Consider the following 15,040-nt stretch of genomic DNA (forward strand, 5'->3'; position numbering starts at 1 on the left):
CGAGATGATCGTTAAAGCCAAAGGCTCCTCTGCCGTTATCAAGGGCAGTGCTGTTGCGGTTGCACTCGGGCTGGCAATTCTTGCCAATCCGGCAATGGCCGACCAGTATACTGACGCGGCAAAGAAATGGGTCGATAGCGAATTTCAGCCATCGAGCCTGAGCAAAGAAGACCAGATGAAAGAAATGGAATGGCTGATCAAGGCAGCCGAACCGTTTCGCGGCATGGAAATCAATGTGGTGTCAGAAACCCTGACCACGCATGAATATGAATCCAAAACGCTGGCAAAGGCGTTCTCGGAAATCACCGGGATCAAACTGACCCACGATTTGATCGGCGAAGGCGACGTTATTGAGAAATTGCAGACCCAGATGCAGTCTGGCCGCAATATTTATGACGCCTATATCAATGATTCCGACCTGATCGGCACCCATTTCCGCTATAACGCGGTTGTGCCGCTCAGCGATTTCATGGATGGCGAAGGCAAGGACGTTACCTCGCCAACCCTGGATCTGAAGGACTTTATTGGTCTTTCCTTTACCACCGGCCCGGATGGCAAGCTTTATCAGCTTCCCGACCAGCAGTTCGCCAACCTTTACTGGTTCCGGTATGACTGGTTCCAGCGTGCTGACCTGCAAAAGCAGTTCAAGGACAAATACGGCTACGATCTGGGTGTGCCGGTTAACTGGTCAGCCTATCAGGACATCGCCGAATTCTTTACCAATGACGTAAAGGAAATCGACGGTAAAAAGGTCTACGGCCATATGGATTACGGCAAAAAAGACCCGTCCCTTGGCTGGCGTTTCACCGACGCATGGCTGTCGATGGCTGGCGAAGGCGACAAGGGCCTGCCGAACGGTCTTCCGGTGGATGAATGGGGTATCCGCGTTGAAGGTTGTGCACCGGTGGGTGCCAATGTGACCCGTGGGGGTGCCACCAACAGCCCGGCATCGGTTTATGCCCTAACCAAATATATCGATTGGCTCAAGGCATACGCTCCGCCAGAAGCCGCCGGTATGACCTTTGGTGAAGCTGGCCCGGTTCCGGCACAGGGTAATATTGCCCAGCAGATTTTCTGGTACACCGCCTTTACCGCAGACATGACCAAGCCGGGCCTGCCGGTTGTGGATGAAGACGGCATGCCAAAATGGCGCATGGCCCCGTCGCCGCATGGTCCTTACTGGGAAGAAGGCATGAAACTGGGCTATCAGGATGTGGGGTCCTGGACGCTGATGAAGTCCACCCCGCTGGAACGTCGCAAGGCAGCCTGGCTTTATGCCCAGTTCGTAACCTCCAAATCGGTTTCGCTGAAAAAGACCCTGACCGGCCTGACCCCGATCCGTCAGTCTGACCTGGACACCCAGGCCATGACCGACATCGCCCCGAAATGGGGTGGTCTGGTTGAATTCTATCGTAGCCCGGCGCGTGTTGCCTGGTCCCCGACCGGTACCAACGTGCCTGACTATCCGAAACTGGCACAGCTTTGGTGGCAGAACGTGGCCGAAGCCGTAACCGGCGAAAGGACCCCGCAGGAAGCAATGGACAACCTTGCCAACTCGATGGACCGTGTGATGGAACGTCTGGGTCGTGCCGGTATCGGTGGCGATTGTGCCCCGAAACTGAACGAAGAGCGTGACGCACAATACTGGTTTGACCAGCCCGGTGCACCGAAACCGAAACTTGCCAATGAAAAGCCGCAAGGCGAGACCGTCAAATATGACGATCTGATCCAGGCATGGCGTGAAGGCCGCGCAAACTAAGGCGCAGCCCAATCACTATTGGACGCGGGAGATGGCGGATTTACCGTCATCTTCCGCAGTTCTCTGAAATTCCAGCCTTTGACAACGTTAAATGTCTGCAAAGACAGCCTTAATATCTTTGATCTGTTCCTTAAACATTTGAAGTCCGGAAAACCGGATAAATCCATACCTCTGAAATATCAGGGACTGTCGGCAAACAGCCTTTCCTGCGAGGCCCCCGACAGGGAGGAAAACCATGAAATTCCAACAATCCGGTCACCGTCCAAAAGGCGCAACAGCAGGCATTTCGCCTGCACAATCCAAGCCTCACAAGCAAGGTCGGTCAAATGGCACCGTACCACCCCGTTTAACCATTGGTATTCAGGGGCGCTTAATGGCCTCTTTTGCCATTATCCTGGTCCTGGCTGGCGTTTCATTTGGGGTATCATGGATTTCCTTTGGCAATACCCGCCAGCTGGTGGACGAAATTGCCAGCAAAAGCCTGCCCTCCATTATTGGTCAAATGGAACTGGCGATGGATGGCACCGGGCTTGCCGCCCAGGCCCCGGTTCTGGCGGCATCGCGCAATAACAAAGAATTACTGGCAACCGAAGAACGGCTTGATAGCCTGATCGAGAGTGCGCGGGGCCGCCTGAACGATATTATCGCCAATGGCAATAACGATGCCTCGTTAACCGCCCTTTCCGACCGCTTAAACGAAATTGTTGCCCGTCGCGAAACCCTGCAACAGCTTACCGAAGCCCGCCTTGCGTTGCAAAAACAGCGCGGCGACATGACGCTGGACATGGTTTACGCCTATGCCGACCTGTCGGATTATCTAAGCCCGCTGATCGAAGTCACCGACATTGATGTATCGCGTGGCATCAGCCGGGTTGCCAATGGCAACAACGATGCCGCTGCAGGCCTGAAAGACGTTATTGCCTTTTCACAATTGCTGGCTGAAATTCGCGCCAATATCAACCTTGCCTTTGGCATGTTAACCGCTGCCATTGCTGTGCCCGAAGGCGATGCGATGGACGAGGTCCGCAATAAATGGAACTGGGCAGAATTGCGCATCACCGATGCCCTGGCAAAACTGCCCGATAATAATGACGGCAGCAAAATCCGCGACCTGGCCCAGGCCCTTCTTGGTTTTGGCAAGGGGGATGATGGCGTCTTCACTCTGCGCGAAACGGAATGGGATAACCAGGCCAAAACGCAGCAAACCCTGAATGACACGCTTGCCAGCGCAGAACAGCTAAGTTCCGCCATTGCGCAACTGGTATCGGACAAACGCACCGAAATTAGCGCCAAGGCGGAAACCACCCTGGCAAAAGTTGCGCGCGACCAGCAGCTTATTGCGATTATTGGTACCAGTGTGCTGGTTATTTCCCTGCTGATTTTGGTGTTTTACGTGCGTGGCAACCTGATCAAACGGTTGCTGCGCGTGATTGCCGGGCTGCGCGAAGTGGCAAATGGCAATCTTGACACCGAAGTGCGCGACAATGGCCGCGATGAAATTGGCGTGATGGCAGGAATTTTGCGCCAGTTTCGCGCAACGGCCCTGTCGGCTCGCCAGGCCGAACAGCAGGTGGCACGCGAACGGGCCGCAGGCGAAGAAGAAAAACGCGCGGCCATGCTATCCCTTGCCGATGCGTTCGAGGCGTCGATCTCGACAGTGGCGGGTCAGGTTTCTCACGAGGCCGAAGACATCGCCCAAACATCGCACAATGTGCGTGACCAGGCCGAAGTGGCCTCTGGCAGTGCGGCCGATGTTGCCAGTGCGTCGGAAGAAATTTCCATCAATATGGCGTCGGTGTCCCAAGCGGCACAATCGCTTTCGGAACGTGTGCGCGAAACAGGAGAACGGGCGCAAAAATCGCTGGGTGCGGCGGAAAACGCGGTGGATATTGCAACGGAAACCAACACCACCATGCGCGAGCTTGAAACTGGTGCCAGTGAAATTGGCGAAATTCTGAGCCTGATTCAGGATGTGGCGGCGCAAACCAACCTGCTGGCGCTGAATGCCACCATCGAGGCCGCCCGTGCAGGCGATGCCGGCAAGGGATTTGCCGTGGTCGCCAGCGAGGTGAAAAACCTTGCCAATCAAACCGGCACCGCAACCGACCGCATCGCCCGGCGAATTAACGATATTCAGTCCACCACCGGTATTGCGGTTGAGGCAATTGCCAAAATTGGCAGCAGCATTTCCGCCATTCATGAAACGGTTGAGGAAATGTCGCGCGCGGTGGAAGAACAACAGGAATTTGTTGCCGAAATTGCCTCGAATGTCGAGCAGTCCGCGCTCGCAGCCCGCGAAATGAACCACACCATTAACCAGGTCAGCAGTTCGGCAACCGATAATCTGGCCGCAATGGACGGCCTGCAACAGGCCACCACCCGCCTGCGCCATCATTCCGACGATCTTTCGGGCCGGGTGCGGGAATTTCTCGGTTCCATTCGTTCCGATGAGGCGGCATCTTCGCCCCCTGCCCCTGGCAACTAGAACCGGCTGCACCTGCTTTCTTAAAACTGCACAGGAAAACCCATGCCCCGCTCCTTGCCTTTCATATCGCTTCGGAACATTGCTGCCGGTTGTGGCATGATGCTCTATTCGTCCGGCCTTGCCCTTGCAGCACCGGCTCTTGATGAGGGCATTACGGCCTATCAGAAGGGAGATTTCGATAAATCGGCCGGCATTTTTAAGCCCTTGGCACAAGATAGCGATGCAACCGCACAATATCTTTTATCCTGTCAAATGATCAACGGTGCCGGGATCGCTGCCAATCAGGATGCCGGATGGGAAATGCTGGATCATGCCGCACAGGGCGGCAATGCCGACGCCGCGATTTTGCAAGCGCGCCGATTGGAAGCCACCCAAGGGCCCCTTCACGATATAAAGGTTCTGTATGAAAGTGCCGCCCGACAGGGAAATGCGCAGGCATTAATGTGGCTGGCCATTAACCATTTGCAAAATGACCGCAAGGATGAAGCCCGCGAACAGCTTGAAAATGCCTGGGCCGCCGGTGATCCCAGAGCAGCAACCATGATCGCGACAAATTTCGCCCAAAACCGGCAGGAACGTGAAGACTGGTTGCGCAAAGCCGCACAACATGGCGAAACCCACGCAGCGGCGTATCTGGCCAAGGATTATGAAAAGTCGGACGACAGAGCACAGGCAATGGGCTGGTGCGCAGTGGCATCCGGCCTGCCCGGCCATGAGGCAAATGTGGACTGGAAGGAAATCGGCAATGCCATTGCCAAAAACTGCGCTCGTCTTGATGCCGATATGGAACCCGCCGCCCGTGCCGATAACCGGGAAAAAGTTGATCAATTCCTGAAATCATTTTTCGCCGATTACAAACCGTGGCACCCCTGGCGACCCTGTGTGGTGCAGTCACAGGAATAACCATTCCTGCATCTTCCCGATTTCATGACTGTCATTATCACAATGCCATCGCACCTGGCGGGTTACAACCTGTCGGAGCGATGGCTTTTTTATGCCTTCATGCAACACAACACCTGTTGCACATGATGGGTATTGCAGCAGCCATCGCGCAACACCTGTTGCATTTGATGCAACAGGTGGAAATTTTAAGTTATTGAAAATAAACAATTACTGTTTGGCATAACAGTTGCAATTCATGGTCTTACCTCAGGGAGGAAAGTTTGAGGAAACCATGAAAAAAATAGGCATAATTGCCAATCCTGTCTCGGCCCGGGACATTCGACGGGTCATATCCCATGCGGGCAACCTGCCCATCAATGACCGTGCCAATATTGTATTGCGCATGCTGGCTGCCCTTGGGGCAACCGGGGTCGAAGATGTCGTAATGATGCCGGAAAATAGCGGCATCCGGTTTCATCTGATGCGCAGCATCGAACGCGAACGCAAAATGGGCCATCACGGGTTCCCGCGCGTTTCCTATATCGACATGCCCGTCACCATGACGGCGACCGACAGTGCGCGTGCGGCCACCATCATGGCCGAACAGGACGTTGCCGCCATTATCGTTTTGGGCGGCGATGGCACCCATCGTGTTGTGTTGCAGGCCTGCGCCGATATACCGATTGCTGGCGTTTCAACCGGCACCAACAATGCCTTCCCCGATTTACGCGAACCCACCATTACCGGCCTTGCCGTGGGCCTGGCCGCCACGGGTAAGGTTCCGGCCGATCAGGCCTACATGCACAACAAATGGCTGGAAATTTCGGTCAATGGTGACCGGCATATTGCTCTGGTGGACATGGCGGTCGTCGATGATCGTTTTGTGGGCGCACGCGCAATTTGGAAAACGCAAAGTTTTCGCGATTTGTTTGTCACTTTTGGCCTGCCCGGTGCCATTGGCATGTCGTCTATCGTCGGGCTGACCGATCCCGTTGATCGCTTTGATCCCGAAGGCCGCCATATCGTTTTATCCCCCGATGCCAACCAGGTTTTAAACGCCCCGATTGCACCGGGGCTGATGGAAAAAGTCGGTATCCAATCCATCACCCCGATGACACCAGAGAGCATTCATACCCCGTCCATTCCTTCAGGAACACTGGCCTTTGACGGGGAACGCGAAGTCACCTTTGATCAGGATGACGAGATTTCGGTGCGGCTGGTTGCCAATGCCTTTCGCACCATCGATGTGCCCGCCTGCATGCGTTTTGCAGCCCGCACCGGACTATTTATCCAAACCAGAAACTGACAACAAACACAGGGAGGTTTTCCTCATGTCCAGTCCATTCCCGTTGCCCAAAGAACGGCTGTTGGATGCCTATCGCAAAATGAAAACGATCCGCGATTTCGAGGAACGTTTGCATGTGGATTTTGCCCGTGGCGAAATCCCCGGCTTTGTCCACCTTTATGCCGGTGAAGAAGCCACGGCCGTTGGCATCATGATGCACCTGCATGACCGCGACCGCATTGCCTCTACCCATCGCGGGCACGGCCATTGCATTGCCAAGGGCGTTGATGTCAAGGCGATGATGGCCGAAATTTACGGCAAGGCCACCGGCTGTTGCGGTGGCAAAGGCGGCTCCATGCACATCGCCGATCTTAGCCTGGGCATGATGGGCGCCAATGGCATTTTGGGGGCCGGTGCCCCGCTGGCCTGCGGGGCCGCGCTTGCCGCACAAAAACTGGGCCATGACGGCATTGGCATCACCTTTTTTGGCGATGGAGCCGCCAACCAGGGCACGGTACTGGAAAGCATGAATTTGGCCGCCATCTGGAACCTTCCAGCCATTTTTGTTGTCGAAAACAATGGCTATGCCGAGGCCACATCGGTCGATTACGCAACCGCATCCGACAGCTATGTGGACCGCGCTGCCGGGTTTGGCATGCCAGGTATTACCGTGGATGGCATTGATTTTTTTGCCGTGTTTGAGGCGGCAGGCGAAATCATCAAACGTGCGCGCGAAGGGGCTGGCCCCACCCTGCTCGAATGCAAAACCGTGCGCTTTTTCGGCCATTTCGAGGGGGATGCCCAAACCTATAAGGCACCCGGCGAAAACGAACATAACCGTGAAAATAATGACTGCCTGAAACTGTTTCGCGCCAAAGTCGTCGATGCCGGTGTCATCACAGCCGCCGAGCTGGATGCCATTGATGATGAGGTCGGCCAGTTGATTGACGAAGCCGTCGAACTTGCCATTGCCGCCCCAGAACCGGGGGCCACGAATTTGACAACCGACGTCTATGTGAACTGAGCCAGGGCACACACTGCCCGAGGAAACGACCAAAAGCGGCCCGAAACGGCCAGCGAAAACAGAAAAAACAGGAGTGCAAAATGGCACGGATCATCAGCATGAAAGACGCGGTTAACGAAGCCCTGGATCAGGAAATGAGCCGCGACCCCACCGTGATCATGATGGGCGAAGATATTATTGGCGGATCGGGCGCGCCCGGCGAGGACGACGCATGGGGCGGTGTGCTGGGGGTTTCAAAGGGGCTGTATCACAAACACCCCAAACAAATGCTCGATACCCCGCTTTCGGAAAGTGCCTATGTCGGGGCGGCCATTGGCGCGGCAACAGCGGGCCTGCGCCCGGTTGCGGAACTGATGTTCGTCGATTTTATCGGCGTGTGCCTGGATCAGGTTTTTAACCAGGCGGCCAAGTTCCGCTATATGTTTGGCGGCAAGGCGCAAACGCCGGTGGTTATTCGTGCCATGTGCGGCGCGGGTTTTCGCGCCGCTGCCCAGCATAGCCAGATGCTGACCCCGCTTTTCACCCATATTCCGGGGTTAAAGGTTGTTTGCCCGTCCAACGCCTATGACACCAAGGGCCTGCTAATCCAGGCCATTCGCGATAATGACCCGGTGATCTTTCTGGAACATAAAAACCTTTATGCCAGCACCTGTGACGTGCCCGAAGAGCCCTATACCATCCCCTTTGGCGAAGCCAACATTGTGCGTGAAGGCGGCGATGTCACCATTGTGACCTATGGGCAAATGGTGCAGCGGGCCGAACAGGCGGCAGACATGCTGAAAAAGGACGGGATCGAGGCCGAAATCATCGACCTTAGAACCCTCTCGCCCATCGATATGGATAGTGTGCTGGAAAGTGTCGAAATGACCGGGCGGCTGGTGTGTGTGGATGAAGCAAACCCGCGCTGTTCGATTGCAGCAGACATTTCCGCCAATGTCGCACAGGACGGGTTTGATGACCTGAAGGCCCCAATCCAGATGGTAACAGCCCCGCATTCGCCTGTGCCGTTCTCCCCCTCGTTAGAAGACATCTACATCCCGTCAGCACAAAGCATTGCTGACGCCGCCAGAAAAACAATGGAGGGTTAAGCATGACCGAAATTACCCCGATCCTGATGCCCAAATGGGGCCTTTCGATGCAGGAAGGCAAACTGACCGACTGGCACATCAAGGAAGGTGACGAGGTGAAGGTCGGCGATGAAATCATGGATGTCGAAACCGACAAAATTACCAATGTCGTCGAAGCCGCCGATGGCGGCACCGTGCGCCGGATTGTAGGGACAGCAGGCGAGGTTTATCCCGTCCGGGCCTTATTGGCGGTGATGGCACCGTCATCTGTTTCAGACGCGGATATTGAGGCCTATGTCAGTGCCTATGAAACACCGGTGAGTAACGAAGAAGACGAGGATACCGGTCCGGCCTATCACGTTATAGAACTGCCAATTGGCAAAATCCGCTATGCCGAACAAACTGGTGCCAATGCCGATCAAACACCGATTATCCTGATTCACGGCTTTGGCGGGGATCTGGATAACTGGCTGTTTAATATTGATGCGCTGGCCGAACATGCCCCGGTTTACGCACTGGATTTGCCCGGTCACGGTCAATCGGTCAAATCGGTTGATCCAGGTGATCCAGGCATCTTTACCCAAACACTGCTGGATTTCATGGATCACTGCGACATCAGGCGTGCCCATCTGGTCGGCCATTCGATGGGCGGTCTGGTGGCCGGGTCAACCGCCCTTGATCATTCAGATCGGGTAGCATCGCTAACGCTGATATGCAGTGCCGGTTTGGGCGAGGACATCAACAAGGATTACATTGATGGCTTTGTCACCGCGACCGGGCGCAAGGATTTGAAACCGGTGCTGACTCACCTGTTCCATAATCAAAGCCTGGTATCGCGCGCGATGGTGCAGGACCTTTTGAAATATAAACGCCTGGATGGTGTACAGGACTTCCTGACGCAACTTTCCACCACGGCGTTCAAGGATGGCAAACAGGCCCGCATCATTGCCGATAAGCTTGCCACCCTTGACATGCCAATCACGGTGATCTGGGGCGAGAATGATGCCATCATCCCCGCCAGCCATGCCGAAAACCTGCCGGATGTCAAACCCCATGTGCTGGGCAGTGCCGGTCATATGGTGCAAATGGAGCATGCGGGCGAGGTCAATAAAATAATCGCCGCGTCGCTTGGTTAACCCGGCACAAAAAACATCCCAAAACAAAAACATACCAGGCCGCCCCGCCCTTATGGCGGCCTGGTTCACCCCATCATGCGGGAGGAAACGAAATGAGTAATTCTGTAAAAGACCGTTCCATCATCATCACCGGTGCAGGACAGGGCATCGGCCAATCCATTGCCACCGGCCTTGCCAGGGCGGGTGCCCATGTGATTGTCGCCGACATCAATGCCGATACCGCCACCAAAACCGCCGAAGACATTACCGCAGCCGGGGGCAAAGCCACTGGCATGACGGTGGATGTGACGAACCGCCAGAGTGTCACCGAACTGATTGCCAAAACCGTTGAAAAGAACGGCAAACTGGATGCGATGTTTAACAATGCCGGCATTGCGCATGTAAAAAAATTCAACGACATCACCGAAGAAGACTGGCACCGAGTGATGGATGTGAATGCGATGGGTGTTTTGATTGGCACCCAGGAAGCAGCCAAGCATTTTATCGCCCAGGGTAAGGGGGGCAAAATTATCAATACCGCCTCGATTGCCGGAAAACAGGGTTACGAACCGCTGGCCCATTATTCCGCCAGCAAATTTGCCGTGGTCGCCCTGACCCAGGCGGCGGCCCGCGCCTTTGGCAAACATAAAATCAACGTCAATGCCATCTGCCCTGGCGTGGTTGCCACCGATATGTGGAAGCTGATCGACAAGGGCTTTGTCGATGAAGGCCTGACCGAACGCGACAACGAAGCCTTTGACGGTTTTTCGGCAGATATTTTAATGGGTCGGCCCTCGCGCGCCGATGACATGGTGGGGGTCAGTATTTTCCTTGCCTCGTCTGGCTCCGATTACATGACCGGGCAAAGCCTGATGATTGATGGCGGGATGGTGCTGGTTTGATGAGCGAGAACCCGGACAATACCAGCGTGCAGGACAAACTGAACGCCATTAACAGCCGCGCCATGAGCCTTTTTGCCGCCGACAAAACCACCATGACCGCCTTTCGCGGGGTGATGCAGGCTGCCAACAACAAAGGCGAAATGTCACCCGCGATCAAGGAATTGATGGCGGTTGCCATTGCCGTCGCGAAAGGATGCGAAGACTGCATCCTGTTTCACATTAACGAAGCCCTTAAACACGGTGCCAGCCGCCAACAGCTTGTTGAAAGCCTGGCTGTCAGCATTGAAATGGCCGGCGGACCCGGCACGGTTTATGCGGCCAAGGCCCTAACCATTTTTGATGCCCTGCAAAACGGAGAACCCGCATGAAAGCCCTACGGTTTCACGCCGCAAAAGACCTGCGGATTGAAAATATCGACCAACCGCCCGCACCCGGCCCCGGCCAGGTGGTGATCCGCAACCGTTATGTGGGGATCTGCGGCACCGACCTGCATGAATATGTGAGTGGTCCCATTTTTGTGCCATCCGATGCGCACCCTTTTACCGGTGCAACATCCCCACAGGTGCTGGGCCATGAATTTGGCGGCGAAGTTATTGCGGTGGGCGAAGGTGTGACGAAGGTTGCCCTTGGCGATCGTGTTTCGGTGCAGCCGCTGATCATGCCGCGCAGTGACGAGCATTTTGCCGACCGGGGTTTGTTTAACCTTTCGGGCAGCCTGGCCCTGGTCGGGTTAAGCTGGATTTCCGGCGGCATGTCGGAAATGGCGCTGTTAAACGACTATAATGTCGAGAAAATCCCCGATAGCATGAGTGACGAAGAAGCCGCCCTTGTCGAACCAACAGCAGTATGTGTTTATGCCTGCGACCGCGCGGGCATCACGGCCGGTGACAGTGTGCTGGTTACGGGCGCTGGCCCCATTGGCATGCTGGCATTGCTTTGCGCCCGGGCGTTTGGTGCGACCAAGCTGTTTGTTTCGGACCTTAATGAAACCCGCCTTGAACTCGCCCGCAAGATTGTACCGGGTGTGATTACCATCAACCCCAAACAGGATAATGTTGGCGATGTGGTGCGCGCCCACAGCCAGGACGGTGTGGGCTGTGACATCGCACTCGAATGTGTTGGCAATGAACATGCCCTGCAAGCCTGCCTTGATGCCATTCGCAAACAGGGCGTGATTGTTCAGACCGGCTTGCATCCGGGCAAGGGCAGCCTTGATTTCTTCCAACTGACTTTCAAGGATGCCGAAATTCGCGGGTCATGGTGTTACCCGACCCATAGCTGGCCGCGCACGATTGACCTTATTTCTTCAGGTGCCGTGCCGGCATCCCGCGTTGTGACCAAAAAAATCAAGCTGGACCAGGCTGTCAAAGACGGGTTTGACGCCCTGCTCGACCCGGCCGGGTCGGAGCTTAAAATTCTGATTGACCTGAAAGCCTGACGGTTTTGTCGGCGCCATAAAGTCAACACAGATAAGACCTTTGCTATGGGGCGGTCAAAGATGGTATTTTGACCGCCCCATATTATGGGAGGAAACAATGGGAAGGCTAAATAATAATCAGCCCCATACCCTCGAAATCATGCGCGTGGCAGAAGGGCAAAAAAGCCCCCAACGTGACGAGGATGTGCAGGCTTCCTGGCGACGCTGTTTATATGAACACCAGTTGGACCCGACCCGCTATGAAGGCGCGCGGATATTGACCCAGCAGGAATTGCGCCATCATCGCCAGGCATCGGAAGAATTGCTGTGCATGGCTCGCTACGGGATGGAGGATCTCTATCGACGGGTCAATGCGATGGGCTATATCCTGCTTTTGACCAATGCACAGGGTGTTGCCATCGACACCATCGGTGATCAAGACCTAGACCGGGAATTGCGCCACGCCGGGCTGATTGCCGGGTCTGAATGGCACGAAAGCCATGTGGGCACCAATGGGGTTGGGGCCTGCCTGATGACCGGACGCGAAATTATTGTTCACCGCACCGATCATTTCGATATGGCGCTTACCCCACTTTCCTGCACGGCAGTGCCCATTCACGACACAAAGGGCGGCCTGATCGGGGTTTTGGACCTGTCACACCTGCAAGCCCCGCAGGATAAAATGAGCCAGGCGCTGACACTGGAAGTCATGAAATCCTGTGTGCGGCGGATTGAAATGGCAAATCTGGTACAAACCCATCGGCAGGACTGGATTTTGCGGCTTCATCCCACGGCGGAGTTTCTCGATGTGGACCCGATGGCGGCCATTGCCATTGGCACCGACGGGCGCATTCGCGGCATGACCCATAATGCGCATAAACTATTGGCCCGCTCTCTGCCCGATCAATCCCGTAACATTCAAAACGGTGCGACCATCACCGGACAATTGATTGGCCGGACTTTTTCCGACCTTTTTGCCTATGACCCCGAGGACCTGCCGAAACTGTCGCGTTCACGCGGCAATGGTGATGGCATGATTGAGTTGCAAAGTGGCGAATTTACCTTTGCCCGGGCCGTGCCGCCGGTTGCGGCGATCAAAAGACGGGTCATCAACGCCCTGCCGCTACCGTTGCAAAATATTCACGGCGGTGATCCCGCCCTGCAAAAACTGGCCGAACAGGCCGCCAAACTGGTCGACCGGCAAATCAGCATCATTTTGCGCGGTGAAACCGGCACCGGCAAAGAATTCATTGCCCATGCCATGCACAAGGCCAGCCAGCGCCGCGGGCCATTTATCGCCATTAACTGCGCTGCCCTGCCCGAAAGCCTGATTGAAAGCGAATTGTTTGGCTATACCGCCAATGCCTTTACCGGGGCCAATGGCAAAGGCAAAAAAGGCCTGATCCGCGAGGCACATGGCGGCACCCTGTTTTTGGACGAAATTGGCGATATGCCGCTGGCCATGCAGGCCCGGCTGTTGCGCGTTTTGTCGGAACGTGAAGTGATGCCAGTGGGCGGCAGCCGGGCGGAACCGGTGGATATTCGGGTCATTTCCGCCTCTCACCGCGACTTGCCCCAACTTGTTGCCAGGGGCGAATTCCGTCAGGATCTTTATTACCGCTTAAACGGGCTAACGCTGGATATTCCCGCCGTTCGCAACCGGGCGGATGTGCAATGGCTGATCGAACATATTGCCCGCAAGACCGAGGGCGCACCCACCTTCTCAACCGAGGCCATGACCCTGTTACTTGCCCATGACTGGCCCGGGAATGTGCGCGAAATTGTCAATTTATGCGCGCTATGTGCCGCCCTGTGTGATGGTGCGGTCGTCACCCCGGATGATTTACCGCCCGAAATTACCGATACCAGGCAAACCCAACCAGCAAAGCCGCTGTCACTCCTTGCGGCAAATGGCAACCATCCTGCATCTCATTCACCCCCGGCAAGTGATCAAAACGAAGCCGCGAGGCTACGCACCCTGATCATGGCCTGTGATGGCAATATTTCGGCGGTGGCCCGGCGGGCGAATGTCAATCGCAGCACCATTTATCGCCGTTTGCAACGGTTGGGGCTGGGCCATTTGATCAAACAAAACAGGTTTTCCGATGTGAACCGCCTTTAGCCCGACGTCATGCGCAGCGGTTTATGGCTGCCGTGGCGGATAAGCCGCTCGGCACACGCCAATCACGGTATCGCGCAACCATTTATGGGCGGGGTCGGCCTCCTGTCGCGGGTGCCACATTGCCGATATTCTGATTTCCGGTAGTAAAACCGGCACGTCAAACATCATCAGGCCGGAAATTTCGCGATCATCGGCCTGCAACAGGCTGCCAAGACAGGAATGTGGAACAAGGGCCACCAGTTCCGAGTGTCGCGCAATTCGTATGGCATCGGGAAAACCGGGAACAATAACCCGAATGTTTCGCGCAAGCCCCAAGCCATTCAGGACCGCATCAACGGGTTGCGCGACGTTGCCATCCTTTGACACCGCAATATGGTGACAGGCGGCAAAGGTATCGGGACTGACGGGAGTATCCCCCGACAATAAAGGGTGCTTCGCGCGCGCAATCCCGATCAAATGATCACAAAATAACAGGCGGGTGCGAATTTCGGGCGCGGTGGTGCCGATCACCCCTATTTCAAGGTCAATCATGCCGTCGCGCAACGGCCCGGCGTTTTTGTCAGGCTTTGGGGCAAAACGCAGGCATATGCCAGGCGCGGCTGTGCTTACTGCAGCCACAACCGGCCCCGCAAGACACGCCATGAAGGCTTCGCTAACCCGAATGGTAAAGGTACGCTCAAGGGCGCCGACGTCGAGTGTTTTTGGCTGTGGTTGCAGCACGGCCTGGACATCACGCGCCAGATTGTGAACATGATCGCGCAATTCCTCGGCGCGCGGGGTTGGTACCATGCCGCGCCCCGCCCGCACCAGCAACGGATCACCGGTTGCCGCCCGTAACCGCGCAAGCGTGCGGCTCATGGCGGAAATACTCAGGCCAAGGCGCTGTGCCGCCGCCGTTACACTGCCTTCAACCAGCAATACATCCAGCGCGACAAGAAGATTCAAATCAACATCCACATTCTTCATGCCCAAAGCCTATCCT

General features: G+C 55.7%; 12 protein-coding genes. 11 read left to right on the forward strand and 1 reads right to left on the reverse strand.

Features of this window, described 5'->3' with window-relative positions:
• Positions 1-4: 4 nt before the first annotated feature.
• The 11 genes from LF95_RS19770 (at position 5) to LF95_RS19820 (ending at position 14,058) form a co-directional block, all read left to right on the forward strand.
• Entirely contained in the window at positions 5-1,759 is a 1,755-nt protein-coding gene (locus LF95_RS19770) for an ABC transporter substrate-binding protein (protein ID WP_073956909.1), read from the forward strand.
• Positions 1,760-2,132: 373 nt separating this feature from the next.
• Positions 2,133-4,244 carry a methyl-accepting chemotaxis protein gene (locus LF95_RS19775; protein ID WP_073956910.1) on the forward strand — a complete coding sequence of 704 codons (2,112 nt, stop codon included), beginning with the start codon at positions 2,133-2,135 and terminating at the stop codon, positions 4,242-4,244.
• 42 nt (positions 4,245-4,286) lie between these two features.
• Positions 4,287-5,147, forward strand: coding sequence for a tetratricopeptide repeat protein (locus tag LF95_RS19780; protein ID WP_073956911.1), 861 nt, complete (start codon positions 4,287-4,289; stop codon positions 5,145-5,147).
• Positions 5,148-5,418: 271 nt separating this feature from the next.
• On the forward strand, positions 5,419-6,432 hold the full coding sequence (locus LF95_RS19785; protein WP_073956912.1) for an ATP-NAD kinase family protein: 1,014 nt from the start codon (positions 5,419-5,421) through the stop codon (positions 6,430-6,432).
• A gap of 25 nt (positions 6,433-6,457) precedes the next feature.
• Complete coding sequence (locus LF95_RS19790) at positions 6,458-7,435, forward strand: thiamine pyrophosphate-dependent dehydrogenase E1 component subunit alpha (protein WP_073956913.1); 978 nt, start codon at positions 6,458-6,460, stop codon at positions 7,433-7,435.
• An 80-nt stretch (positions 7,436-7,515) separates the two neighbouring features.
• Positions 7,516-8,523: an alpha-ketoacid dehydrogenase subunit beta gene (locus tag LF95_RS19795; protein WP_073956914.1), complete on the forward strand. Its 1,008-nt coding sequence runs from the start codon at positions 7,516-7,518 to the stop codon at positions 8,521-8,523.
• 2 nt (positions 8,524-8,525) lie between these two features.
• Positions 8,526-9,638, forward strand: coding sequence for an acetoin dehydrogenase dihydrolipoyllysine-residue acetyltransferase subunit (locus LF95_RS19800; protein ID WP_073956915.1), 1,113 nt, complete (start codon positions 8,526-8,528; stop codon positions 9,636-9,638).
• Positions 9,639-9,730: 92 nt separating this feature from the next.
• On the forward strand, positions 9,731-10,519 hold the full coding sequence (locus LF95_RS19805; RefSeq protein ID WP_073956916.1) for an SDR family NAD(P)-dependent oxidoreductase: 789 nt from the start codon (positions 9,731-9,733) through the stop codon (positions 10,517-10,519).
• Positions 10,519-10,887 (forward strand): carboxymuconolactone decarboxylase family protein, encoded by a 369-nt coding sequence (locus LF95_RS19810; protein WP_073956917.1) that lies wholly within the window; start codon positions 10,519-10,521, stop codon positions 10,885-10,887. Before LF95_RS19805 ends, LF95_RS19810 begins: the two co-directional genes overlap by 1 nt.
• Entirely contained in the window at positions 10,884-11,957 is a 1,074-nt protein-coding gene (locus LF95_RS19815; protein ID WP_073956918.1) for a 2,3-butanediol dehydrogenase, read from the forward strand. The genes LF95_RS19810 and LF95_RS19815 overlap by 4 nt, the downstream gene beginning before the upstream one ends.
• A gap of 97 nt (positions 11,958-12,054) precedes the next feature.
• Entirely contained in the window at positions 12,055-14,058 is a 2,004-nt protein-coding gene (locus tag LF95_RS19820; RefSeq protein ID WP_073956919.1) for a sigma-54-dependent Fis family transcriptional regulator, read from the forward strand.
• A 21-nt stretch (positions 14,059-14,079) separates the two neighbouring features.
• On the opposite strand, the gene LF95_RS19825 is transcribed toward LF95_RS19820, so the two are convergent.
• Positions 14,080-15,024: a LysR family transcriptional regulator gene (locus tag LF95_RS19825; RefSeq protein ID WP_073956920.1), complete on the reverse strand. Its 945-nt coding sequence runs from the start codon at positions 15,022-15,024 to the stop codon at positions 14,080-14,082.
• Positions 15,025-15,040: the final 16 nt, after the last annotated feature.

It is taken from the genome of Thalassospira sp. TSL5-1 (assembly GCF_001907695.1).
Classification (GTDB): Bacteria; Pseudomonadota; Alphaproteobacteria; order Rhodospirillales; family Thalassospiraceae; genus Thalassospira.